Here is a 24,272-nt window from a genome sequence, read left to right on the forward strand (position 1 = left end):
ACGCCGTCCGGGCTCCCCCACGAAGGAGCTTGTGTGACCCCCCTCTACGCGCGTCACAAGCGCACCACCCTGGCCATCGCCACCGCCGTCGCGGCCGGGGCCCTGCTCACCACCGGTCTGACCACCGGAAGTGCCGCCGCTGTGGCCGAAGGCACCGGCAAGGCCACCCTCGCGGGCGCCCCGGCCCAGCTGTCCGCGGCCGCGCGCACCTCCCTCATCAAGGAGCAGCAGGCCGACGCCGGGACCACGGCCCGGGAGATAGGCCTCGGCGCCAAGGAGAAGCTGGTCGTCAAGGACGTCGTGAGAGACGCCGACGGCACGGTCCACACCCGCTACGAGCGCACCTACGACGGCCTGCCCGTCCTCGGCGGCGACCTGGTCGTCCACGAGTCGAAGTCCGGTGCGACCGAGGGCGTCTCCAAGGCGACGAACAAGACCATCAAGGTCGCCTCCCTGACCCCGAAGCTCACCGTCGCCAAGGCCGAGGCCCAGGCGCTGACCGCCGCCAAGGCCGCGGGCTCGGACAAGACCGCCGCCGACGGCGCGCGCAAGGTGATCTGGGCCGGCTCGGGCACCCCCGTCCTCGCCTACGAGACGATCGTCGGCGGCTTCCAGGACGACGGCACCCCGAACCAGCTGCACGTCATCACCGACGCGGCCACCGGCAAGAAGCTCTACGAGTACCAGGGCATCGAGAACGCCACCGGCACCGGCAAGAGCCTGTACTCGGGCACGGTCAGCCTGGAGACCACCCTCTCGGGCTCGACGTACCAGCTGACCGACGGCACGCGCGGCAGCCTCAAGACGTACAACAAGTCGCACGGCACCAGCTCCTCCGCCGGCACCCTGTTCACGGACGCCGACAACACCTGGGGCACCGGCGCCGCCTCCAGCTCCACCACGGACCAGACGGCGGCCGTCGACGCCGCCTACGGCGCGGCGGAGACCTGGGACTTCTACAAGTCCACCTTCGGCCGCAGCGGCATCAAGAACAACGGCGTCGGCGCGTACTCCCGCGTGCACTACGGCAACCAGTACGTGAACGCGTTCTGGGACGACAGCTGCTTCTGCATGACGTACGGCGACGGCGAGGGCAACGTCAGCCCGCTCACCTCGCTGGACGTGGCCGGGCACGAGATGAGCCACGGCGTCACCGCGAACACGGCGGGCCTGAACTACTCCGGCGAGTCCGGCGGCCTCAACGAGGCGACCTCGGACATCTTCGGCACCGGTGTCGAGTTCTACGCCAACAACTCCAAGGACGTCGGTGACTACCTCATCGGCGAGAAGATCGACATCAACGGCGACGGCACCCCGCTGCGCTACATGGACAAGCCCAGCAAGGACGGCGGCTCGGCGGACTCCTGGTCCTCCTCCGTCGGCAACCTGGACGTCCACTACTCGTCGGGCGTGGCGAACCACTTCTTCTACCTGCTGTCCGAGGGCAGCGGCGCGAAGACGATCAACGGCGTGTCCTACAACTCGCCGACGTCCAACGGCTCCACGGTCACCGGCATCGGCCGCGCCAAGGCGCTGCAGATCTGGTACAAGGCGCTGACGACGTACTTCACGTCGACGACCAACTACAAGTCGGCGCGCACCGGCACGCTCTCCGCGGCGTCCGCCCTGTACGGCTCGACCAGCGCCGAGTACAAGGCGGTGGCGGCGGCCTGGTCCGCGGTCAACGTGAGCTAGTACCCCGAGAGGCTCCACGGGCGGTACCCGGAACGAAGGCAATTCCGGGTACCGCCCTACTCTTGGGTCCCATGTCCTTCACGTACGACGACGTCGGCGCGACCCGGCGGAGCGGTTTCTGCCCGCCCGGCTTCCACCCCCTGCATGTCCGCGCGCGCATAGGCGAGGGCCACGACGTCTTCCGGAAGGCCTCCGAGGCGGTCCTGACCTGGGAGATGCACCGCGCTCTGGGCGTGGGCATAGACGCCACCGCGGACCGCGCGGCCCCCGACGTGGACGTCACGGTCACCCTGGCCGGTGTCATCAAGGCCCCCTGCCGGGTCGTCTGGACGGTCGAGGAACACCGCCGCGCGGGCTGGGCCTACGGCACCCTGACCGGTCACCCCGAGTGCGGCGAGGAGTCCTTCGTCGTCGACCGCACGGGCGACGGCACGGTGTGGCTCACGGTGTCGGCCTTCAGCAGGGGCGCGAAGTGGTACTCCAGGGCCGGTGGCCCGGCGACCCGGGGCTTGCAGCACGCGTACGCGCGCAAGTGCGGGACGGTCCTGCGGAAGCTGTGCGGCGGAGAGGACGCGGGCTGAGCGGACAAGCCCGACCCGCGCCCCCCTCCGGTTCACCGCATGAGCACCCCGGCCCCCTCCACCACGTCCTCCGAAGGCACCGCCACCACTCCCAGTTCCGCGCCCGACGCGAGCAGTCGATGCGCGGGCAGGATGCGGACCGTGTAGCCGAAGGGGCCCGTGCGGTCCAGGGACAGCGGGCCTTCGTACACCCACCGGCCCTCCGGATCCGGGCCGCCCACCGGCTTCAGCGGGACCGTCGCCGCGTCCGCGATGCGGTCCTCCTCGTCCACCCGTCCGGAGACCGCCTGGACCTCCACGTCGTCCGGGCCCAGCGTGCCGAGGCCGACGCGGACCCGGAGCCCGAGGGTGGTGCCGAGTTCGGCCGTGGTCGTCGCGACCGTGGTCTCCACGTGGTCGACCGTCACGTCGTGCCACTGCTCCCGCACCCTGGCCTTCCACTCGGCCAGTTCGCGCGCCGCGTCCGGGGCCATCGTGCGGTGGGCGTGGGCCGCGGGGGCGTACAGGCGCTCGACGTACTCGCGGACCATGCGGCCCGCCAGGACCTTCGGGCCCAGCAGGGTGAGCGTCTGGCGGACCATCTCGATCCAGCGGTCGGGCAGGCCGCCCTGGCCGCGCTCGTAGAAGCGGGGGGTCACCCGCTGTTCGAGCAGGTCGTAGAGGGCGTCGGCCTCTATGTCGTCGCGGCGGTCGGGATCGGTCCCCACCCCGTCGGCCGTCGGGATCGACCAGCCGAAGTCGGGCTGGAACCACTCGTCCCACCAGCCGTCGAGGACGGAGAGGTTCAGGCAGCCGTTCAGCGCCGCCTTCATCCCGCTCGTCCCGCACGCCTCCAGCGGCCGCAGCGGGTTGTTGAGCCAGATGTCGCAGCCCGGGTAGAGCTTCTGCGCCATCGCCATCCCGTAGTCGGGCAGGAAGACGATCCGGTGGCGGACCCGCGGGTCGTCGGCGAACCGCACCAGCTCCTGGACCAGCCGCTTCCCGCCGTCGTCCGCCGGGTGCGCCTTGCCCGCCACCACGATCTGGATCGGGCGCTCGGGGTGCAGCAGCAGATCCATCAGACGGTCGCGATCCCGCAGCATGAGGGTGAGCCGCTTGTACGACGGGACGCGGCGCGCGAATCCGATCGTCAGCACATCGGGGTCGAGGACGCCGTCGATCCAGCCCAACTCCGCGGTCCCGGCGCCGCGTTGACGCCAGGACGCGCGCAGCCGCTCGCGCACCTCCGTCACCAGCTGCTCCCGCAGCGAACGACGCAGTTCCCAGATGTCCTGGTCGGGGATGTCCCCCACGGCGTCCCAGCGTTCCGAGCCGCCGACGGTCAGCGCGTCCTCGGTGCGCTGGGCGCCGATCTGCCGGGCGCCGAGCCGGAACACCTCGGGCGCGACCCAGGTCGGGGCGTGCACCCCGTTGGTCACGGAGGTGATCGGCACCTCCTCCGGGTCGAATCCCGGCCAGAGTCCGGAGAACATCTCCCGGCTGACCTGCCCGTGCAACAGGGAGACGCCGTTGGCGCGTTGGGCCAGGCGCAGGCCCATCACGGCCATGTTGAACAGGTTGGGTTCGCCGCCCTGGTAGGTCTCCATGCCCAACGCCAGGATTCGGCCCACGTCCATGCGCGGGAGCTCGGCGTCGGGGCCGAAGTGCCGGGCGACCAGTTCCCGGTCGAAGCGGTCGATGCCGGCCGGGACGGGGGTGTGCGTGGTGAACACGGTCCCCGCCCGGACCGCCTCCAGGCCCGCGTCGAAGTCGAGGCCCTGGTCGCAGAGTTCGGCGATCCGCTCCAGGCCGAGGAACCCGGCGTGCCCCTCGTTGGTGTGGAAGACCTCGGGGTCGGCGTGGCCGGTCAGCCGGCAGTACGTGCGGACGGCGCGGACACCCCCTATGCCCAGCAGCATCTCCTGGAGCAGGCGGTGTTCGCTGCCGCCGCCGTAGAGCCGGTCGGTCACCCCGCGTTCGCCGAGGTCGTTCTCCTCGACGTCGGAGTCCAGCATCAGCAGGGGCACCCGGCCGACCTGGGCGAGCCAGATCCGGGCGTGCAGCTGCTTGGCGCCGGGGAGGGCCAGCGACACCTGTGCCGGGGTGCCGTCGGCCTCCCTCAGCAGCGCCACCGGCAGCTCGTTGGGGTCCAGGACCGGATAGTGCTCCTGCTGCCAGCCGTCCCGGGACAGGGACTGGCGGAAGTAGCCGTGGCGGTACAGCAGGCCCACGCCGATCAGCGGTACGCCCAGGTCACTGGCCGCCTTCAGATGGTCGCCGGCCAGGATTCCCAGTCCGCCGGAGTACTGCGGCAGGGCAGCGGTGACGCCGAACTCGGGTGAGAAGTAGGCGACGGCCGCCGGGAGTTCACCGGGATGGGCCTGGTACCAGCGCTCCCCGGTGACGTAGTCGTGGAGATCGTCGGCCACCGCGGTGAGCCGGCGCAGGAAGCGGCGGTCCTCGGCGAGTTCGGCGAGCCGGGCGGGGCGCACGCTGCCGAGCAGCCGTACGGGATCACCGCCCGACGCGGCCCAGTGCTCCGGGTCGACGGACTGGAAGAGATCACGGGTCTCCGCGTGCCAGGACCAGCGCAGATTGCGCGCCAGATCGCTCAGGGGCCGCAGGGCATCGGGGAGTAGGGGTCGGACGGTGAATCGACGGATCGCCTTCACATTCCACCTCGGCGCGCGAGCGGAGTGGGACACACGACGGTGTGCGTCCCGTCTTCAACCTCGACCGTATCCGGGCGGAGGGTCTCGTCACCACGGCGCGGTTCACGGCGGAAGGCCGTGTCACCCCCAAGCCGTTCCGCATCGAACAGTCCGGAAATCACCGCAACCTCCCCACGTCCCCCGATAGCCGATATGGCCGATTACACCCCCACAGGCGTCCTTGTGGTACTTCACACCGCACGAGAGGCTTCCCCATGGCGTGTCGGCCGCCGCCGGGTGATCCGGCGGACCGCGGCCGCGTACGCCGAGCTGAGGAGGGGAACGCACGTCATGGCACGGACGCGAGAACGGCGTCTGCGCTGGGTGGGGGGCCTGACCGCGGCGAGCTGCGCTGCCGCACTTTCGGCCATCACCCTGCCCGCGCACGCCGCATCGGAGGGGCGGATACTCGGCGCCGGAGAGCCCGGTTCCGTCAGCGGGAGCTACCTGGTGACACTCAAGGGGGGAACGAAGGCACCCTCGGCGACCGGTAAGCGTCTCGCCGAGAAGTACGGGGCGAGAATCAGCCATACCTACGACACGGTCCTCAACGGCTATGCCGTCCGGGCCGACGAGAGACAGGCCCGGAGACTCGCGGCGGACCCCCGGGTGACCTCGGTCGTCCAGGACACCCGGGTGACCCTGGAGGGCACCCAGAAGAACCCGCCGTCCTGGGGCCTCGACCGCGTCGACCAGCCGAAGCCGTCGTTGGACAGGTCCTACACCTGGCCGCGGTCCGCGGGCGCCGGGACGACGGTGTACGTGATCGACACCGGCATCCGGATCTCCCACAGGGACTTCGGGGGCCGCGCGTCCTACGGCTGGGACTTCGTCCAAGGCGACGGCTCGGCGGGCGACGGCAACGGCCACGGCACCCATGTGGCGGCCACCGTCGCGGGTGTCGGGTACGGCGTCGCCAAAAAGGCCGAGGTGGTCGCCGTACGCGTCCTCGACAACACCGGATCGGGCACGACCACCCAGGTCATCGCCGGTATCGACTGGGTGACGCAGCATGCGCGCAGGCCGGCGGTCGCCAACCTCAGCCTGGCCGGCTATCACAGCGCCGCACTGGACGCCGCCGTACGCGCCTCCATCGCGTCCGGGGTGACCTACACGGTCGCCGCGGGCAACGACGGGCAGTCGGCCGGGCTCTACTCGCCCGCCGACGTACGCCAGGCGATCACGGTCGGCGCGACCGACCAGAAGGACCGGCGGGCGGGCTTCTCCAACTACGGCCCGTCCCTCGACCTCTTCGCACCAGGAGTCTCGATCACCTCGGCGGCCATCACCAGTGACACCGCCAGGGCGACCTCCTCGGGTACGTCGATGGCGTCCCCGCACGCGGCCGGCGCGGCCGCGCTGTACCTGGCCGACCATCCGAGGGCCACTCCGGCACAGGTTTGCAAAGCGCTGGTGAAATCGGCGGCGACCGGGAAGGTGTCCGGTCGTGGGGCCGGTTCACCGGACAGACTCCTCCAGGTGCGCGGTTCCTAGGGGAAGTGTCCGCAAAGCGGTCCCGTTCGGCCAGAACGGGGCCGGTTTTGTGTAAAGACATACGCGTGAGTAGTTAGCAAAGTGCCGGATTGCTCACCCGAAGAGGGTGGGAAGGCTCCTCCGGTACACGCCTCAGGTAGGTTCACCGGTACGCCCCGCAGGACCACCTCCCCACATCCATCCGCCCACCCGAAGTTGACGCGGACAGGAGCGGTCATGCCCGCCACGCACCAACCGTCAGCACCCCTGACGTCCAGCACCGACGCATCCACCAAGCGCGCCGTCGACCCCGGACCACCGCCCCAGGAGCGACCCTCCACCCAAGCGGAACCGGCTCCGGTCGTCGGGCGCATACCCGTCCTCGACGTCCGCCCGGTCGTCCAGCGCGGACGCCGGCCCGCCAAGGCGGTCACCGGTGAGACCTTCGAGATCTCGGCCACCGTGTTCCGTGAGGGTCATGACGCGGTCGCCGCCAATGTCGTACTGAAGGATCCGGACGGCCGCGCCGGACCCTGGACACCCATGCGAGAACTGGCCCCGGGCACCGACCGCTGGGGCGCCACCGTCTCCGCGGACACGCCCGGCCTGTGGACCTTCGCCGTCGAGGCCTGGGGCGATCCCATCACCACCTGGCGGCACCACGCCCAGATCAAGATCCCGGCCGGCATGGACACCGAACTGGTCCTGGAGGAGGGCGCCCGGCTCTACGAACGGGCCGCGGCCGGAGTCCCCGACGACGGGCGCAACGGTGTGATCCTCGCGGCCGTCCGCGCCCTGCGCGACGAGACCCGGCCGGCCGCCGCCCGCCTCGCCGCCGCGCTGACGCCGGAGGTGGACGCCGTGCTGGCGCGGTATCCGTTGCGTGAGTTGATCACGGCGTCGGAGTCGTTGCCGCTGCTGGTGGAGCGGGAGCGGGCGTTGTTCGGGTCGTGGTACGAGTTCTTCCCGCGCTCGGAGGGCACGCCGGAGCGTCCGCACGGCACGTTCCGTACGGCGGCCCGCCGGCTGCCGGCGATCGCCGCGATGGGCTTCGACGTGGTCTACCTGCCGCCGATCCATCCGATCGGCACGACGTTCCGCAAGGGCCGCAACAACACCCTGTCCGCCGGCCCGGACGATGTGGGCGTGCCGTGGGCGATCGGCTCGCCGGAGGGCGGCCATGACGCGGTCCACCCGGACCTGGGCACGATCGAGGACTTCGACTGGTTCGTGAAGGAAGCCGGGCGGCAGGGTCTGGAGGTCGCGCTGGACTTCGCCCTGCAGTGCTCGCCGGACCATCCGTGGGTGCACAAGCATCCGGAGTGGTTCCATCACCGCCCCGACGGCACCATCGCCTATGCGGAGAACCCGCCGAAGAAGTACCAGGACATCTACCCGATCGCCTTCGACGCCGATCTGGACGGGCTGGTCGCGGAGACGCTGCGGGTGCTGCGGCACTGGATGGGCCACGGGGTGCGGATCTTCCGGGTGGACAACCCGCACACCAAGCCGGTGGTGTTCTGGGAGCGGGTGATCGCCGACATCAACGCCACCGACCCGGATGTGATCTTCCTGGCGGAGGCGTTCACGCGGCCGGCGATGATGCACACCCTGGCCCAGATCGGCTTCCAGCAGTCCTACACCTACTTCACCTGGCGCAACACCAAGGAAGAGCTCACCGAGTACCTGACGGAGCTCTCGGGTGAGGCGGCCTCCTACATGCGGCCGAACTTCTTCGCCAACACCCCCGACATCCTGCACGCCTTCCTGCAGCACGGCGGCCGTGGCGCGTTCGCGCTGCGCGCGGTCCTGGCCGCCACCCTCTCCCCCACGTGGGGCATCTACTCCGGCTACGAACTCGCCGAGAGCACCCCGCTGCGCGAGGGCAGCGAGGAGTACCTGGACTCGGAGAAGTACCAGCTCAAGACCCGCGACTGGGACAGGGGCGACTCCCTCGCCCCCCTGATCACCCAGCTCAACACCATCCGGCGGGAGAATCCGGCCCTACGGCAGTTGCGCGACCTCCACTTCCACCACGCGGACAAGGACGAAGTGATCGCGTACTCGAAGCAAAGCGGCTCGAACACGGTTCTGGTGGTCGTGAACCTCGACCCGCACCACACCCAGGAGGCCACGGTCTCGTTGGACATGCCGCAACTCGGCCTCGATTGGCACGAGTCGGTGCCGGTGCGCGACGAGCTCACCGGTGAGACCTATCACTGGGGCAGGACGAACTACGTGCGTCTCGAACCGGGCACGCGCCCCGCGCACATCCTCACCGTCCTGCGACCGTCCACCCCGCAGATCGGAGGGTCACCCACAATATGATCGTCAACGAGCCCGTCCACGACACCTTCGAGGACACCCCGGCCAAGGACCGTGACCCGGACTGGTTCAAGCGGGCGGTGTTCTACGAGGTCCTCGTCCGCTCCTTCCAGGACAGCAACGGCGACGGCGTCGGCGACCTCAAGGGTCTGACCGCCAAGCTGGACTACCTCCAGTGGCTGGGCGTGGACTGCCTGTGGCTGCCGCCCTTCTTCAAGTCGCCGCTCAGGGACGGCGGTTACGACGTCTCGGACTACACCGCCGTCCTCCCGGAGTTCGGTGACCTCGCCGACTTCGTGGAGTTCGTCGACGCCGCCCACCACCGCGGCATGCGCGTGATCATCGACTTCGTCATGAACCACACCAGCGACCAGCACCCGTGGTTCCAGGAGTCCCGCAAGGACCCCGACGGCCCCTACGGCGACTACTACGTGTGGGCGGACGACGACAAGCAGTACCAGGACGCGCGAATCATCTTCGTCGACACCGAGGCCTCCAACTGGACCTTCGACCCGGTCCGCAAGCAGTACTACTGGCACCGCTTCTTCTCCCACCAGCCGGACCTCAACTACGAGAACCCGGCGGTCCAGGAGGAGATCATCTCCGCGCTGCGGTTCTGGCTGGACCTGGGCATCGACGGCTTCCGCCTCGACGCCGTGCCGTACCTCTACCAGGAGGAAGGCACCAACTGCGAAAACCTTCCGGCAACCCACGAGTTCCTCAAGCGGGTCCGCAAGGAGATCGACGCGTCCTACCCGGACACGGTGCTGCTGGCGGAGGCGAACCAGTGGCCTGAGGACGTGGTCGACTACTTCGGCGACTACCAGGCCGGCGGCGACGAATGCCACATGGCCTTCCACTTCCCGGTCATGCCCCGCATCTTCATGGCGGTCCGCCGGGAGTCCCGCTACCCGGTCTCGGAAATCCTCGCGAAGACCCCCGCGATCCCCGCCAACTGCCAGTGGGGCATCTTCCTGCGCAACCACGACGAGCTGACCCTCGAAATGGTCACCGACGAGGAACGCGACTACATGTGGGCCGAGTACGCCAAGGACCCACGGATGCGCGCCAACATCGGCATCCGGCGCCGGCTCGCCCCGCTCCTCGACAACGACCGCAACCAGATCGAGCTGTTCACCGCTCTGCTGCTGTCCCTGCCCGGCTCGCCGATCCTCTACTACGGCGACGAGATCGGCATGGGCGACAACATCTGGCTCGGCGACCGGGACGCGGTCCGCACCCCGATGCAGTGGACACCGGACCGTAACGCAGGCTTTTCCTCCTGTGACCCCGGGCGGCTCTACCTGCCGACCATCATGGACCCGGTCCACGGCTACCAGGTCACCAACGTCGAGGCGTCGATGGCGTCGCCCTCCTCGTTGCTGCACTGGACGCGCCGGATGATCGAGATCCGCAAGCAGAACGCCGCCTTCGGCCTCGGCTCGTACACCGAGCTCCCGTCGTCGAACCCGGCGGTGATCGCGTTCCTGCGGGAGTACGAGGACGACCTGGTCCTGTGTGTCAACAACTTCTCCAGGTTCGCGCAGCCGACGGAACTCGATCTGAGCGCCTTCAACGGACGGCACCCGGTCGAGCTGTTCGGTGGGGTGCGGTTCCCGGCCATCGGTGATCTGCCGTACTTGCTGACGCTCGGCGGGCACGGGTTCTACTGGTTCCGGCTCCGCAAGGACGCCGCATAAAAGACGAGGACCCGGGTGGGGCGGTTTCCACCGTCCCACCCGGGGCACGCATCAGTAACACCCCGACCAGCCAGCCCGGGGAAAGGACGCCACGCCATGTCGGAAGCCGTCACCCGTACCGCCACGACAAGTCCAGGCCTCCTCGCCTCACTGGACCCCCTCCTGCGCGAGTGGCTGCCGCGGCAGCGCTGGTTCGCGGGCAAGGGGCGCCCGGTCACCGGGTTCTCCCTGGTGGAGGCCACCGAGCTGCTGCCACCCACCGCCAAGCTCGGTCTGTACCACCTGCTGGTCCGCGCCCATCAGCCACTCACCGTGGGCGCCCCGCCGCACCCCGGGGACTGCTACCAGCTCCTGATAGGCGTGCGCGAGGCGCTGCCGCCCCGGCTGGCGCCCGCGCTGATCGGCCATGTCGAGGAGGGCCCGCTCGCCGGGCGTACCGCGTACGACGCCCTCCACGACCCACTGCCCGCCGAACTGCTCCTGGAGGCGATCCGCTCCGGGAGCCGGATCGGCGGGCTGCGTTTCGAACGGGACCCGCACCAGGAGATCCGCGAGGGTCTGGTGGCCCGGGTGATGACCGCCGAGCAGTCCAACTCGTCGATCGTCTACGGAGATACGTTCATCCTGAAACTCCTGCGCCGGATCGTGCCCGGCGTCAACCCCGACCTTGAGCTGCCGCTGGCGCTGGCCCGCGAGGGCTGCCCCCGGGTGCCCGCGCCGACGGGGTGGCTGCGGGCGGAGCTGGCGGGAGAGCCGTACACCCTGGGGGTGCTCCAGCCCTTCGTGCAGGGTGCTTCGGACGGCTGGGAGCTGGCCCTGCGGGAGCTCGCCAAGGGCGAGGACTTCAGCGCCGAGGCGCACGCGCTCGGGCGGGCCACCGCCGAGGTGCACACCGCGCTGGCCCGGGCGCTGCCGACCGTGACGCTGGGCCACCAGCAGCTCCAGATGCTGGTCGACGGCATGATCGAGCGGCTGGAGGCGGCCGTGCAGGCGGTCCCCGCGCTGCGGCCGCACGCGCCGGGCCTGCGCTCCGCCTTCACCGCGCTGGGCGACCTCGCCTCCGAGGGCCGCACCTGGACCGCGCAGCGCATCCACGGCGACCTCCACCTCGGCCAGTGTCTGCGCTCGGCCGCCGGACACTGGTCGCTCATCGACTTCGAGGGCGAGCCGTCCAAGCCGCTCTCCGAACGCCGGCTGCCGCAGCCCACGGCCCGGGACGTCGCCGGGATGCTGCGCTCCTTCGACTACGCGGCACACTCGACCGACCTGCCGGTACCGGGCTGGGCCGAGGCGTGCCGGGCCGCGTACTGTTCCGGATACGCCGAGGTCAGCGGCGTGGACCCGCGGACCGATCCGGTGCTGCTGCGCGCGTACGAGACCGACAAGGCGATCTACGAAGTCGTCTACGAGGCCCGGCACCGCCCGGACTGGCTGCAGGTGCCGATGGCCGCGGTCGCGCGGTACGCGACCACCGACCCGATCTGATCCGACCTGACCTTCGCCTAGGAGGCTCCGCCAGTGACCCCCCGCCCCACCCCCAGCGGTTCGGACCCGAAGAAGACCGCGAAGAAGAAGGTCGCGGAGAAGGCAGTGACCAAGAAGGCCTCGGCGCAGAAGGCGGAGCCGGTGGCCAAGAAGGCGACCGCGAAGAAGGCGGGCGCCGGGAAGACGGCCGCGGCCCCGGGCACGGGGGCTGCGGGTACCGCAGCGGCGGCCGGTGCGGCGGCTGCCGAGACGGCCGGAGCTGCGAAAGCCGGCGCCAAGAAGGTCGCCGCCGGGACAGCCGGTGTCGTGAAGGCCGTGGCCAAGAAGGTCGGCGCTGAAACCGCCGGTGCCGCCGAAGCCGGCGGCAAGAAGGCCGGTACCGAAAAGGCCGCCGCCGAGAAGGCCGTCGCCCGGAAGACCGTGGCCAAGAAGGCGCTGGTCAAGGAGGCGGGCGTCGACAAACCGGTCGTGAAGAAGGCTGCCGCCAAGAAGGGCGCGGTGAAGAAGGTGACGGCGAAGAAGGCGACCGACAAGAAGGTGCCTGCCAAGAAGGTGCCTGCCAAGAAGGTGACCGCCAAGAAGGCCGCGGCGCCGAAGCCGGGCGATGAGACCCCCGTGGCGGAGCCGGTCGCCGCCCCGGTCCTCGCGCCGGACGAATTCGCCTCGCTCCCGGCCGCGTCACCGGAGGTGCCCGCCGCCGACCGGGACCGGCTGCTCTCCGGCACCCACCACAATCCGCACGGGGTGCTGGGAGCCCACCCGGTTCCCGGCGGGGTGGCCTTCCGGGTCTTCCGTCCGTACGCCCGGGGCGTCACGGTCGTGGCCGGGGACGTGCGGGCCGAACTGCAGGACGACGGCGAGGGCTTCTTCTCCGGCCTGCTGCCGCTGCGGGAGATCCCCACCTACCGGCTGCTCGTCGCGTACGAGGAGACGGTCCAGGACACCGAGGACGGGTACGCCTTCCTGCCCGCGCTCGGCGACCTCGACCTGCATCTGATCGGCGAGGGCCGGCACGAGCAGCTGTGGACCGTGCTGGGCGCGCAGCCCATGACCCACCAGGGCGTGACGGGGACCCGCTTCACGGTGTGGGCGCCGAACGCGCGCGGTGTGCGGGTGGCCGGCACCTTCAACTTCTGGGACCCCTCGGCGTTCGCGATGCGCTCGCTCGGCTCCACCGGGGTCTGGGAGCTGTTCGTGCCCGGTGTCGGCGAGGGCGAGCTGTACAAGTTCGAGATCACCCGCCCCGACGGCTCCAAGACCCTGCGCGCGGACCCGCTGGCCCGCCGCACGGAGGTCCCGCCCAACACCTCCTCGATCATCCACGCCTCGCACCACGAGTGGCAGGACCAGGAGTGGCTGGCGAACCGGGCGGCCGGCGCCCCCGCCCACGAGGCCCCCTTCTCGGTCTACGAGATCCATCTCCCCTCCTGGCGACCCGGCCTGACCTACCGTCAGCTCGCCGAGCAACTGCCCTCCTACGTCAAGGACCTGGGCTTCACCCACGTCGAGCTGATGCCGGTCGCCGAGCACCCCTTCGGCGGCTCCTGGGGCTACCAGGTCACCGGCTTCTACGCGCCCACGGCCCGGCTGGGCACCCCCGACGACTTCAAGTACCTCGTCGACGCGCTCCACCAGGCCGGGATCGGCGTACTGATGGACTGGGTGCCGGCCCACTTCCCGCGCGACGACTGGGCGCTCGCCGAGTTCGACGGCCGCACCCTGTACGAACACGAGGACCCGCTCCGCGCGGCCCACCCCGACTGGGGCACGCTGGAGTTCGACTACGGACGCCGGGAGGTGCGCAACTTCCTGGTGGCCAACGCCGTGTACTGGTGCGAGGAGTTCCACATCGACGGCCTGCGGGTCGACGCGGTCGCCTCGATGCTCTACCTCGACTACTCGCGCGAGCCGGGCCAGTGGATCCCCAACGTGCACGGCGGCCGGGAGAACCTGGACGCGGTGGACTTCCTCCAGGAGATGAACGCGACGGTCTACCGCCGGGTGCCGGGCGTGGTGACGATCGCGGAGGAGTCCACGGCCTGGGACGGCGTGACGCGGGCGACGCACCACATGGGCCCGGGCGGCTTCGGCGGCCTCGGCTTCGGCCTGAAGTGGAACATGGGCTGGATGCACGACTCACTGGACTACATGGCCCACGAGCCGGTGCACCGCAAGTACCACCACCACGAGATGACGTTCTCGATGGTGTACGCGTACAGCGAGAACTACGTCCTGCCGATCTCCCACGACGAGGTGGTGCACGGCAAACGCTCACTGGTCTCGAAGATGCCGGGCGACTGGTGGCAGCAGCGTGCCAATCTCCGTGCCTACCTGGCCTTCATGTGGGCGCATCCCGGCAAGCAACTCCTGTTCATGGGCCAGGAGTTCGCCCAGGGCGCCGAGTGGTCGGAGGCCCACGGTCCCGACTGGTGGCTGCTCGACCCGGCGTACGGCGCCGAGGCGGACCACCGGGGCGTCCGCGACCTGGTCCGCGACCTGAACGTCGTGTACCGCCACACCCCGGCCCTGTGGCAGCGCGACACGGACCCCTCGGGCTTCCAGTGGATCGTGGGCGACGCGTCGGAGGACAACGTCTTCGCCTTCCTGAGGTACGACGCGGAAGGGATCCCCCTGCTGTCGGTGTCCAACCTCGCCCCGGTGGTCCGCCCCGGCTACCGCCTGGGCGCCCCGGACGACGTCCCGGCCTGGCTGGAGTCCCTGAACACGGACGCCGCCAGGTACGGCGGCGGCGACGTGACCAATCCGGAGATCGTGAAGCCGGACCCGCAGAGCTGGCACGGCCGCCCGGCCAGCCTCCAGCTGACGCTGCCGCCCCTGGCCACGGTGTGGCTGCGCCCGGCCTGAACCAGAACTCCGGAGCGGACCCGTGGGGGTCCGCTCCGGGACGCCGGGGCATCCTCGCAAGGGCCGAGGTGACCCATGACGCTCAGGTGGTGACCAGCGCCTTCGGCAGCCGGCCCGTGTGCAGCACGCCCAGCCGCTGGGTTGCCCGGGTCAGCGCCACATACAGGTCGCTCGTGCCGTAGAGGCCCGGCTCGACCACGAGCACGGAGTCGAACTCGAGCCCCTTCGACTGCCGGGGGTCGAGGAGCACGACGGGGTGCGTCAGGTCGGGTTCCGCGCCCGCCGTCACCCCGTCGAGACGGGCCGCGAGCCTGCGGTGCAGATGGCGGGGGGCGATGACCGCGAGCCGGCCCTCGGCGGGGGTCAGCTCCTTCACCGCCTCCGCGACCGCGCCGGGCAGGTCGTCGGTGGCCCGCACCCACGGCCGTACCCCCGTCGACCGTACCGAGCTCGGCGGCTCGAAGCCGGGGTCCGACGCGCGCACCACGGCCGCCGCGAGCTCCATGATCTCGGCCGGGGTGCGGTAGTTGACGCCCAGCCGCGCGTGCTCCCAGCGGTCCTGGACGTACGGCTGAAGGATCTGCTGCCAGGAACCCACGCCCGCCGCCTCCGCGGTCTGCGCCGGGTCCCCGACCAGGGTCATCGAGCGGGTCGGACTGCGCCGCATGAGCAACCGCCAGGCCATCGGCGACAGTTCCTGCGCCTCGTCGACGATGATGTGCCCGAACGCCCAGGTGCGGTCGGCCGCCGCGCGCTCGGCGGCGCTGCGGTGGTCGTCCTCCTCCTGCCGCTCGGCGAACCGCTCGGCGTCGATGATGTCGTGCGCGGACAGGACCTCGGAGTCCTCCTCGTCCTTGTCGTCGAACTCGTAGGTGCGCGAGGCGTACGAGACGTCCAGCACGCCCTGTGCGTACGCGACCTGGGACTCGCGCTCGCGCTCGGCCCGGGCCCGCGCCAACCGCTCGTCCACGCCGAGGAGTTCGGCCGCCTCGTCGAGCAGTGGCACGTCCGCCACGGTCCAGCCGCGGCTGACCGGGCGGCGGATCGCGGCCGCGTCCTCGTCAGGGAGGTAGCCGACGGGGTCGGCGAGGAAGTCGGCGACCAAGCGCTGCGGGGTCAGGCGCGGCCACAACTGGTCGATGGCGGCCCAGACCTCGGGGTTCTCGGCGAGTTCGTCGCGGATCTGCGTGATGTCGCTCGGGTCCAGCAGATTGGTCCCGTCGAAGGGGTCCGTGCCGATGCGTTCGGCGACCATGTCGGTGAGCGTGTTGAGGATGTGGCCCTCGAAGTGCTCACGGGCGACGTTGTGCGGCAGCCGGGCGGCGCGGGTCTTCTCGCGGGCGACCTTGACCAGGCCGTCGTCGAGCATGAGGATCTCGCGGTCGTGCTCGATCGCGATCACCGGGTCGGGCAGTGCCTGCCAGTCGCGTACGACGTCGGCGAGGACGTCCGCCATGGCGGCGCGCCCCTTCACCGCGGCCGCGGCACGGCTGTCGGTCGCCGTCGCCTTCACGCCGGGGAAGAGCTCCCCGACCGTCGCGAGCAGCACGCCCGTCTCGCCCAGCGAGGGCAGCACCTCGCCGATGTAGCCGAGGAAGGCGGGGTTGGGGCCGACGATCAGCACCGCCCGCTTGGCCAGCAGCTCCCGGTGTTCGTACAGGAGATACGCGGCCCGGTGCAGGGCGACGGCCGTCTTGCCGGTGCCAGGGCCGCCCTCCACCACCAGTACCCCGCGGTGGGGGGCGCGGATGATCTCGTCCTGCTCGGCCTGGATGGTCTGCACGATGTCGCTCATGCGGCCGGTGCGCGCGGAGTTGAGCGCGGCGAGCAGTACGGCGTCGCCGGTCGGGTCCTCGTGGCCGGTCCGTTCCTGGTCGCCCAGGTCGAGGATCTCGTCGTGCAGGTCGGTCACCCGCCGGCCCTCGGTGCCGATGTGCCGACGGCGGCGCAGGCCCATCGGGGTGTGGCCGGTGGCCAGGTAGAAGGGGCGGGCGACGTCGGCCCGCCAGTCGATGAGGATCGGGGTGCGGTCGGCGTCCTCGGTGCGCAGTCCGATCCGGCCGATGTGATGAGTGGTGCCCGAGGTGAAGTCGATCCGGCCGAAGCAGAGGGAGCCGTCGACCGCGTTCAGCGCGGCCAGCAGCCCCGAGCGCTCGGCGACCAGGATGTCCCGCTCCAGCCGGGCCTGCATCGGGGTGTTGCCCTGGCCGAGCGCGTCCGTGACGGAGGCCTCGGTGTCGCCGCGCAGGGCGTCCACATGTGCGTACAGCCCGTCGATGAATTCCTGTTCCTGCCGCAATTCATCGTCCGGAAAACCGGTGTTTGACAATTCCACTCCCGCCCGGATATACTGTGCTCACTGAACTTCTTTGCGACCCACGCCTTTATGCACAGATTCGAAGTCGCGAATCATTGAATATACGCAAAGAAATCCCCCGAGCGCAATCGCTCGGGGGATTTCTGTGTATGGCGCGGGCTCACAGCACGTCGGTCAGCTCCTCCAGCAGCCGCCGCTTGGGCCTCGCCCCCACCATCGACCGCACGGGCTCCCCGTCCCGGAACACCATGAAGGTGGGCATCGACAGCACCTTGTACGCGTTCGTGGTCAGCGGATTGGTGTCGACGTCCAACTGGACGACCTTGAGCCGCTCGCCCTCCTGAGCGGCGACAGCCGTGAGCACCGGCCCCATCTGCCGGCACGGCGGACACCAGTCGGCGGTGAATTCCACCAGCACCGGCAGCTCCGAACCGAGCACCTCCGCCTCGAAGTCCGTGTCCGTCACTTCGGCCACACCCGCTGCTCTGATCATCTGTGGTCCCCTCCCAGTTCGCACACCGGCTCCGGACCGCCCGGAACCTCCGCGTCGGCGGCCAGCTCGGCGCGCGCCCGCTCGGCCCGCTCCAGCTGCTGCCCGACCTGGGCGCGCACGGTCTGCAACTCACCGATCAGCGCGTCCAGTTCACCGAGCTTGCGCCGGTAGACCGCGAGCGAGGCGGGACACGAGTCGCCCTCGGGATGGCCGGCCCGCAGACACTCCACGAAGGGCCGCGTCTCCTCCAGGTCGAACCCGAAGTCCTGGAGCGTCCGGATCTGCCGGAGCAGCCTCAGGTCGTCCTCGTCGTAGGTCCGGTATCCGTTGTGCCCGCGCCGCGCGGGCAGCAGCCCCCGCGCCTCGTAGTAGCGCAGCGTCCGCGTCGTGGTTCCGGCCCGTGCGGCCAGCTCGCCGATTCGCATGCACACGAACGTAGTCCTTGACGCCGACGTCAAGGCAAGAGCGGTCGGAGACCTCTTCGAGAACCCCCTGGGGCGCGGGGAACTGGGCCCGTCACCGGGAAGCCGTGACCCCCGTCCACGGCTCCCCGGTGCGCTCCGCCCACTCCCGGGCCGCTTCCGGGCGTCCGGTGAGCAGCAGGAGCAGGGAGGTGACGGGACCGCGGATCTCCTCACCGGCCCCGCGCGTCCATTCGATGTCGGTGGCGACGAGCCGTGCCTTCGGCAGGGGCCAGGGGCGGGGCGGGAACCGCATGGTCCACACCCGCTCGGCGGCGTCCCGGGCGGCCACCGGCGGCACCGGGCGCTCACGGCCGAGGGCGAGGGCGATGTCCTGGCCGTGGACGAGGAGGTCGAGGAGGGGTTCGTGGGGCGAGGTGGTCGGCGCGAGGCGGCGGGAGCCGATGATCGAACGCAGGTTGGCGACGATCTCCGCGACCGGCAGTTCGGCCTCGCGGACCGCCGAGTCATGGATCATCCGGTTCCAGTTCCCCCGGGCGCGGACCATCTCCCGTACGACCTGACCGGAGGAGAAACGCGCCGCGACCGTCAGATGCGCGGCGACGTCCCTGACCCGCCAGTCCCCGCAGCGCGTGCGCCTCTCCCACTGCTCCGGACTCAGGCCCTCCAGCAGGTCGGCCAGGCTCGCCCGCTCCCGGTCGACGATCTGCCAGAGCTCGCCGGTGTCCAGCACTGCACCCACGGGAATCACCCACTCAAGTGGTAAGCTTCTCTGACCAAAGTAGTCAGAGAGCCTGACCAATGTCAAGCAGTGCGAGGAGTGTCGACGATGGTGGCGGAGAGCGAGCTCAACACGGGGCTGCTCCTGTTCCTGCCGTACCGGGCCCTGGAGAATCGAATCTTCGCCGCGCTCGCGGAAGCCGGCTTCGACGACTTCACACCCGCCCAGGCCCGGGTCATGCAACGGATCGGTCCCGACGGCACCCGGCTGACGGAACTGGCCGAGCAGGCCCAGATCACCAAGCAGACCGCGGGCTTCCTGGTCGACCAGCTGGAGAAGGCGGGCTATGTCACCCGCGTCCCGGACCCGACCGACAAGCGGGCCCGGCTGGTGCGGGGCGCGGCGAAGGCGTGGGCGGCGAAGGAGGTCGCCGACGGGGTGGTCGCCGAGGTGGAGAAGGAGTGGGAGGAGCATCTCGGCAGGCGGCGCATGAAGCAGCTGCGTGAGGCGCTGACCCTGCTGCGGGAGATCACGGATCCGTGGGCCTAGACGGCGTCCGCATCGCGTCGAACGCGGCGAGGGTGTTCGTGGCGGACCCGCCGTACCCGAAAGAACTCGTGGGCGTCGGCGAGGTCCTGGCGGACACCCTCCGCGACAGTCCGGCCCCCGGCGTCGGCCTCGGCCGCGGTCGGCCGGGCGGCCTCACGGGTGTCGAGACGCCTGACCGGATGCGCTGACCTCACGCAGACCGCCGGCCTCCTCGACCTCCAGCAGCGACGCGCTCTGCCGTTCCTCCTCGAAGGCCCGGTGACCGCCGCGCAGGCCGAACAGGCGCTTGGCCAGGAGGATGTAGAGGACGGCGAGGATGTTGAGGAACAGCGTGGCGATCTTCAACCAGCTGATGCGCTCGGTGAGTTCGTAGATCTCCAGTGGAAGGAACGCAGCGGTCGCGACCACCGTCAGGTACTCCGCCCAGCGCTTGGCGTACCAGAGTCCGACCGCCTCGACGAGTTCGATCAGGGCGTACGCGAGCAGCAGCACGGCCACCAGGACAAGGGTGTTGTGCTTGTACCCGAACGTCTTCTGGACGGTGTCGACGATCGGTGAGTGGTCGAGGTCGTAGTGGAAGTGCCGGAACACCGGCCGGAAGACGTCCAGATACTCGTCGAAGAGCCGGCGCACCGCGTCCTGGCTGTTGCTGAACTTCCACACCGCCACCGCGGCCAGCACGATGAACACCCCGCGCACCGCCCGCTCGATCGCGAGGAAGCGCAGCACGAACAGGTCCCTGAGCACCTTGCCGCGCGGCACGAGGGGCGCGTGGTCCGCGGGGCCCGAACCGTGCGGCTCACCGAGGGCGAAGTCGCCGCAGCGCAGGCAGCGCCACGCCCCGCCCAAGGCGGTCTCGGCGTGCAGCCGCTCCCTGAGGCGGGGTTCGTCCGGCGCGTACGTCACATGCCCGCGGCGGGCGCACGTCCGCCGGTCCCAGTCGATCTTCATCCCCCGTGTGCCTCCGATGACAAAGCGTGCCGTCCGAGGACGGCACGCTAGTGGGGCCGGGTAAGAATTCGGTGAGTCAGCGGGTGCCGACCAGCTCCTTCTCCTCCTCGGTCACGGAAGCGGGCTCGGCGGGCTTGCGGCCGGGCAGCAGCACCGCGACCAGTACCGTCCCGACGCCCAGCACGATCGCTCCGACCAGGCTGGTGTGCGCCACCGCGTCGGAGAAGGACGAGCCGACCACGTCCGCCATCTGCCGGGCACCGGAGGCGAGTTGCCCCGCCTGCGCCTTCAGCTGGGCCGCCTGCTGGGGGTCGGCGGCCTTCGCGGCCTGCCCCGCGACCTGCCGGGCCTTCTCGCCGAGGCCCTGCGCGACCGTGTATCCGGCGCCCACGGAGTCCTGCGCGCTCTCCAGCGCCGAGGCCGGGAGCTTGCTGCCGGCGGTCGCGTCGGAGAGGTGGTCCGAGTAGGAGGTGGCCAGCAGCGAGCCGAGGATCGCGATGCCGAGCGAGCCGCCGAGTTCGATCGAGGTGTCGTTCACCGCACCGCCGACGCCCAGCTCGGACTCGGGGAAGGCTCCCATGATCGCGTCTGTGGCGGGCGAGAGGGCGAGGCCGATCGCCAGGCCCAGCACCATCAGGGGCGCGACGAAATCGCCGTACGACGAACTCGCGTCGATCCGGGTGAGCAGCGCGAGGGCCGCCGTGCCGCCGACCATGCCCGCGGTGACCGTCCACTTCATGCCGACCCGCGGGGTGAGGAACCCGGTGAGGGCGGAGCCGGCGAAGACCGCGCCGGCCAGCGGCAGCATGCGCAGGCCGGTCTCCAGGGCGCTGTAGCCGAGGACGAACTGGAGGTCCTGGGTGAGGTAGTAGAAGGCGCCGAAGACGGCCAGGAAGAACAGGGCGACGGCGAGGTTGGCGCCCGCGAAGCCGCGGTCGGTGAAGCGGCGGACGTCGACGACGGGGCGCGGGTGGCGCAGCTCCCAGGCGACGAAGAGCGCGAGGCCGATGCCCGCGACCAGCGCGGCGGCGATCGCCCTGGCGTGCCAGCCGAAGTGCGGACCCTCGATGATCATGTAGACCAGCGCGCCGATCCACACGACCGACAGCAGACCGCCGACGTAGTCGATACGGCCGTGCCGCGCGGCCCTGGACGGCGGGACGAGGACGAGGGCGGCGACCAGCGCCACGGCCGCGATCGGGACGTTGATCAGGAACGTCGACGTCCAGGCGTGGTGCTCCAGGAGCGCGCCCGCGACGAGCGGTCCGGCCGCGATCGCGACACCCGAGGTGGCGGTCCACACGGTGATCGCCTTGGCGCGCTCACCGCGCGGGAAGGTCGCGGCGAGCAGGGACAGCGTGGCCGGCATGATCATCGCGGCGCCGGTGCCCATCACCGCGCGGGCCGCGATGACGGTCGTGGCGCTGTCGGCGAAGAAGCCGAGGACCGCGCCGCCGCCGAAGACCCCGAGGCCCAGCAGGAGCGCGCCGCGGCGGCTGTACTTGTCGCCGACGGCGCCGAACAGCAGCATCAGGGCGGCGTACGGGACGGTGTAGCCGTCGATGACCCACTGCAGGTCGGCGCTGGACAGGCCGAGGTCCTCGGTCATGTCGGGGGCCGCGACCGTGAGGGCGGTGTTCGCCATCACGATGATCAGCAGGCTCAGGCAGAGGACGAGGAGTGCCCACCAGCGGCGGGCGTAGGGGCGCTCCATCTTCTCGACCGGTTCGGTCATGACGAGTCGCATGGCAGGGGTGGCCTTCCTCAGCAGACTTGCACAGTGATGTGCATTTGCTCAACACCGTGCAATGTACGCCTGTTGCACAACGCTGTGCAAGTCTGGCCGGGAGGGGCACAATGGCGCCCATGACCACGGGCCACTCCAGTCGCGCCGACGCCAACCGACGCCGCATCCTCGACATCGCACTCGCCGAACTGCTGCGGGACCCCGACGCGTCCATGGACCAGATCGCGCGCGCCGCCGGTGTCGTACGGCGGACCGTGTACGGCCACTTCCCGAGCCGTGAGGCGCTGATCGGCACGCTCGTCGACGGAGCCGTGGAGGCGGTGGCGGCCGCGCACGCGGCGGGACGCGCGGGGAGCGAGGACCTGGCGCAGGCCGTCGCGGGCTCCGTGCTCGCGGTCTGGAAGGTCGCCGACCGCTACCGCATCCTCGTCGCACTCGCCCAGCGCAGCGTCACGGTGCAGGGCATCCGCGAACGGCTCGCCCCCGTGCGGGACGCCTGCACCGAACTGCTCCAGCGCGGTCTGGACGAGGGCGTCTTCGTCTCACCGCTGCCCGCGCCCGCGCTGGCGTACGTCCACGAACAGATGATGTTCGCGGTGATGGAGGCGGTGAACGACGGGCTGCTGGACGCGGAGGAGGCGGGCCGCTCCACCGCGGTCACCGTTCTGACCGCGGCGGGCGTACCCGCCTCTCTGGCCACCGCGCTGGTGGCGAGACTGAGCGACTGAACCCTTCGGGGAAATGGACCCGGGCGGCCGGGCTACGGGGGAGTACTCGGCCGCCCGGGGCGGGAGCCGGGCCCGGGTTCAGGTCGGGCCCGGCTCGGCTCTGTGTGGTCCTGCGACCACGGGGGTGCGGCCCCTCAGGCCTTGGCCAGCTCCTTCTCGCCGCCCTGCTCGGGGATGTCCGCCGCCGGGGCCTCGTCATCGTGGTCGAGGAGCGTCGTCTCGTCGAAGGGCAGGTGACCGGCCAGCACCTGGCCGACGCGCTCGCGGTCGATCTCCTTGGTCCAGGTGCCGATCAGGACGGTGGCGACGGCGTTGCCCGCGAAGTTGGTCAGGGCGCGCGCCTCGCTCATGAAGCGGTCGATGCCCACGATGAGGCCGATGCCGTCCACCAGGGCGGGCTTGTGCGACTGGAGACCGCCGGCCAGGGTCGCGAGACCGGCGCCGGTGACACCGGCGGCACCCTTCGAGGCGACGAACAGGAACAGCAGCAGCGGGATCTGCTCGCCGATCGACATCGGCGTACCCATGGCGTCGGCGATGAACAGCGAGGACATGGTCATGTAGATCATGGTGCCGTCGAGGTTGAACGAGTAGCCGGTCGGGATGGTGATGCCGACCACCGGCTTGCTGACGCCCAGGTGCTCCATCTTCGCGATGACCCGCGGCAGCGCGGACTCGGAGGAGGAGGTCGACAGGATCAGCAGGAACTCGCGACCCAGGTACTTGAAGAGCGTCAGGATGTTCAGGCCCGCGACGAGCCGCAGCAGCGTGCCGAGCACGATGAAGACGAACAGGAAGCACGTGATGTAGAAGCCGACCATCAGAAGCGCGAGATCCTTGAGCGCGTCCACGCCCGCCGAACCGACGACGGCGGCCATCGCACCGAAGGCGCCGACCGGGGCCGCCCACATCACCATGGCGAGGACCCGGAAGACCAGCCGCTGGATGTGCTCGACACCGCGCAGGACCGGCGCTCCGACCGGACCCATGGCCTGCAGCGCGAACCCGACCAGCAGGGCGACCAGCAGGGTCTGGAGCACCTCGCCCTCGGTGAAGGCGGAGACGAAGGTCGTCGGGATGATGCCGAGCAGGAACTCGGTGGTGTCCTTGGCCTCCGCGCTGACCTGCGCATGGCCGACGTCCTTGACCGCGTCGGTCACGGCGAGGCCGGTACCCGGGTCCAGGATGTTGCCGACGACCAGGCCGATGCCCAGCGCGACCAGCGACATGATCGTGAAGTAGAGCAGCGCGATACCGCCGACGGCGCCGACCTTGGCGGCCTTCCGCACCGATCCGATACCGAGGACGATCGTGCAGAAGATGATCGGCGAGATCATCATCTTGATCAGGTTCACGAACCCGGTGCCGATCGGCTTCAGCTCGACCGCGAAGTCGGGTGCGACCAGGCCGACGGTGATACCCAGGGCAACCGCGACGATCACCGCGATGTACAGGTAGTGCGTGCGGTCCTTTTTGACTGTGGGTGCCGTATCGGGGGTGCTGGCGGCCACGGCTGCCCTCCTTGACGTC

18 protein-coding genes are annotated in these 24,272 nt (G+C 70.4%); 10 read left to right on the forward strand and 8 right to left on the reverse strand.

The window, feature by feature from the left end; all coding sequences use genetic code 11:
• The first annotated feature begins 33 nt into the window (after window positions 1-33).
• Both D1369_RS12425 and D1369_RS12430 read left to right on the forward strand, forming a co-directional pair.
• Window positions 34-1,695, forward strand: a complete 1,662-nt coding sequence (locus tag D1369_RS12425; protein WP_007384805.1) for a M4 family metallopeptidase — start codon at window positions 34-36, stop codon at window positions 1,693-1,695.
• Window positions 1,696-1,766: 71 nt separating this feature from the next.
• Window positions 1,767-2,276 (forward strand): DUF1990 domain-containing protein, encoded by a 510-nt coding sequence (locus tag D1369_RS12430; RefSeq protein ID WP_037901473.1) that lies wholly within the window; start codon window positions 1,767-1,769, stop codon window positions 2,274-2,276.
• Window positions 2,277-2,308: 32 nt separating this feature from the next.
• Here D1369_RS12430 and D1369_RS12435 read toward each other — a convergent pair whose 3' ends face one another.
• Entirely contained in the window at window positions 2,309-4,927 is a 2,619-nt protein-coding gene (locus tag D1369_RS12435) for a glycosyltransferase family 1 protein (protein WP_007384803.1), read from the reverse strand.
• 330 nt (window positions 4,928-5,257) lie between these two features.
• Here D1369_RS12435 and D1369_RS12440 point away from each other — a divergent pair, with 330 nt between their 5' ends.
• The 5 genes from D1369_RS12440 to glgB all read left to right on the forward strand — a co-directional run bounded on the left by D1369_RS12440 (window position 5,258) and on the right by glgB (window position 14,814).
• Window positions 5,258-6,460 carry a S8 family peptidase gene (locus tag D1369_RS12440; protein ID WP_007384802.1) on the forward strand — a complete coding sequence of 401 codons (1,203 nt, stop codon included), beginning with the start codon at window positions 5,258-5,260 and terminating at the stop codon, window positions 6,458-6,460.
• A gap of 216 nt (window positions 6,461-6,676) precedes the next feature.
• On the forward strand, window positions 6,677-8,767 hold the full coding sequence (locus tag D1369_RS12445) for an alpha-1,4-glucan--maltose-1-phosphate maltosyltransferase (protein ID WP_007384801.1): 2,091 nt from the start codon (window positions 6,677-6,679) through the stop codon (window positions 8,765-8,767).
• On the forward strand, window positions 8,764-10,464 hold the full coding sequence (gene treS / locus D1369_RS12450) for a maltose alpha-D-glucosyltransferase (RefSeq protein WP_007384800.1): 1,701 nt from the start codon (window positions 8,764-8,766) through the stop codon (window positions 10,462-10,464). The genes D1369_RS12445 and treS overlap by 4 nt, the downstream gene beginning before the upstream one ends.
• Window positions 10,465-10,560: 96 nt before the next feature.
• On the forward strand, window positions 10,561-11,949 hold the full coding sequence (locus tag D1369_RS12455; protein WP_037901471.1) for a maltokinase: 1,389 nt from the start codon (window positions 10,561-10,563) through the stop codon (window positions 11,947-11,949).
• 33 nt (window positions 11,950-11,982) lie between these two features.
• Complete coding sequence (gene glgB / locus D1369_RS12460; protein ID WP_118082451.1) at window positions 11,983-14,814, forward strand: 1,4-alpha-glucan branching enzyme; 2,832 nt, start codon at window positions 11,983-11,985, stop codon at window positions 14,812-14,814.
• Window positions 14,815-14,896: 82 nt separating this feature from the next.
• Here the strand turns inward: glgB and D1369_RS12465 are convergent, their stop codons facing one another.
• The 4 genes from D1369_RS12465 to D1369_RS12480 all read right to left on the reverse strand — a co-directional run bounded on the left by D1369_RS12465 (window position 14,897) and on the right by D1369_RS12480 (window position 18,797).
• The gene (locus D1369_RS12465) at window positions 14,897-17,113 is read right to left on the reverse strand and encodes a UvrD-helicase domain-containing protein (RefSeq protein WP_037901470.1); all 2,217 of its coding nucleotides are present in this window, start codon (window positions 17,111-17,113) and stop codon (window positions 14,897-14,899) included.
• A gap of 178 nt (window positions 17,114-17,291) precedes the next feature.
• Entirely contained in the window at window positions 17,292-17,624 is a 333-nt protein-coding gene (locus tag D1369_RS12470) for a thioredoxin domain-containing protein (protein ID WP_037901469.1), read from the reverse strand.
• Entirely contained in the window at window positions 17,621-18,049 is a 429-nt protein-coding gene (locus tag D1369_RS12475) for a MerR family transcriptional regulator (RefSeq protein ID WP_007384795.1), read from the reverse strand. Before D1369_RS12475 ends, D1369_RS12470 begins: the two co-directional genes overlap by 4 nt.
• Window positions 18,050-18,140: 91 nt before the next feature.
• Window positions 18,141-18,797: a maleylpyruvate isomerase family mycothiol-dependent enzyme gene (locus D1369_RS12480; RefSeq protein ID WP_037901468.1), complete on the reverse strand. Its 657-nt coding sequence runs from the start codon at window positions 18,795-18,797 to the stop codon at window positions 18,141-18,143.
• 78 nt (window positions 18,798-18,875) lie between these two features.
• Between D1369_RS12480 and D1369_RS12485 the strand changes: the two genes are divergently transcribed.
• Window positions 18,876-19,316, forward strand: coding sequence for a MarR family transcriptional regulator (locus tag D1369_RS12485; protein ID WP_037901466.1), 441 nt, complete (start codon window positions 18,876-18,878; stop codon window positions 19,314-19,316).
• Window positions 19,307-19,504, forward strand: coding sequence for a hypothetical protein (locus D1369_RS12490; protein WP_037901465.1), 198 nt, complete (start codon window positions 19,307-19,309; stop codon window positions 19,502-19,504). The genes D1369_RS12485 and D1369_RS12490 overlap by 10 nt, the downstream gene beginning before the upstream one ends.
• On the opposite strand, the gene D1369_RS12495 is transcribed toward D1369_RS12490, so the two are convergent.
• Together D1369_RS12495 and D1369_RS12500 are read right to left on the reverse strand one after the other, a co-directional pair.
• Complete coding sequence (locus D1369_RS12495) at window positions 19,470-20,267, reverse strand: DUF2127 domain-containing protein (RefSeq protein WP_007384792.1); 798 nt, start codon at window positions 20,265-20,267, stop codon at window positions 19,470-19,472. The two genes, D1369_RS12490 and D1369_RS12495, sit on opposite strands and share 35 nt — an antisense overlap.
• Before the next feature lie 76 nt (window positions 20,268-20,343).
• On the reverse strand, window positions 20,344-22,014 hold the full coding sequence (locus D1369_RS12500) for an MFS transporter (protein ID WP_007384791.1): 1,671 nt from the start codon (window positions 22,012-22,014) through the stop codon (window positions 20,344-20,346).
• Window positions 22,015-22,133: 119 nt separating this feature from the next.
• Here D1369_RS12500 and D1369_RS12505 point away from each other — a divergent pair, with 119 nt between their 5' ends.
• A complete protein-coding gene (locus D1369_RS12505) occupies window positions 22,134-22,742 on the forward strand; it encodes a TetR/AcrR family transcriptional regulator (RefSeq protein ID WP_037903655.1) in 609 nt (202 codons plus the stop codon).
• 134 nt (window positions 22,743-22,876) lie between these two features.
• Here the strand turns inward: D1369_RS12505 and D1369_RS12510 are convergent, their stop codons facing one another.
• Window positions 22,877-24,253, reverse strand: coding sequence for a C4-dicarboxylate transporter DctA (locus tag D1369_RS12510; RefSeq protein WP_007384789.1), 1,377 nt, complete (start codon window positions 24,251-24,253; stop codon window positions 22,877-22,879).
• Window positions 24,254-24,272: the final 19 nt, after the last annotated feature.

Origin of the sequence: Streptomyces sp. CC0208 (genome assembly GCF_003443735.1) — a bacterium.
Classification (GTDB): domain Bacteria; phylum Actinomycetota; class Actinomycetes; order Streptomycetales; family Streptomycetaceae; genus Streptomyces; species Streptomyces sviceus.

What these genes read in the sequence shown, in the direction of transcription:
- D1369_RS12430 (WP_037901473.1), top strand. Translation starts at nt 1,767, where the DNA reads ATGTCCTTCACGTACGACGACGTCGGCGCGACCCGGCGGAGCGGTTTC.
- D1369_RS12440 (WP_007384802.1), top strand. Translation starts at nt 5,258, where the DNA reads ATGGCACGGACGCGAGAACGGCGTCTGCGCTGGGTGGGGGGCCTGACC.
- D1369_RS12445 (WP_007384801.1), top strand. Translation starts at nt 6,677, where the DNA reads ATGCCCGCCACGCACCAACCGTCAGCACCCCTGACGTCCAGCACCGAC.
- treS (WP_007384800.1), top strand. Translation starts at nt 8,764, where the DNA reads ATGATCGTCAACGAGCCCGTCCACGACACCTTCGAGGACACCCCGGCC.
- D1369_RS12455 (WP_037901471.1), top strand. Translation starts at nt 10,561, where the DNA reads ATGTCGGAAGCCGTCACCCGTACCGCCACGACAAGTCCAGGCCTCCTC.
- D1369_RS12470 (WP_037901469.1), bottom strand. Translation starts at nt 17,624, where the DNA reads ATGATCAGAGCAGCGGGTGTGGCCGAAGTGACGGACACGGACTTCGAG.
- D1369_RS12475 (WP_007384795.1), bottom strand. Translation starts at nt 18,049, where the DNA reads ATGCGAATCGGCGAGCTGGCCGCACGGGCCGGAACCACGACGCGGACG.
- D1369_RS12485 (WP_037901466.1), top strand. Translation starts at nt 18,876, where the DNA reads ATGGTGGCGGAGAGCGAGCTCAACACGGGGCTGCTCCTGTTCCTGCCG.
- D1369_RS12495 (WP_007384792.1), bottom strand. Translation starts at nt 20,267, where the DNA reads ATGAAGATCGACTGGGACCGGCGGACGTGCGCCCGCCGCGGGCATGTG.
- D1369_RS12500 (WP_007384791.1), bottom strand. Translation starts at nt 22,014, where the DNA reads ATGCGACTCGTCATGACCGAACCGGTCGAGAAGATGGAGCGCCCCTAC.
- D1369_RS12505 (WP_037903655.1), top strand. Translation starts at nt 22,134, where the DNA reads ATGACCACGGGCCACTCCAGTCGCGCCGACGCCAACCGACGCCGCATC.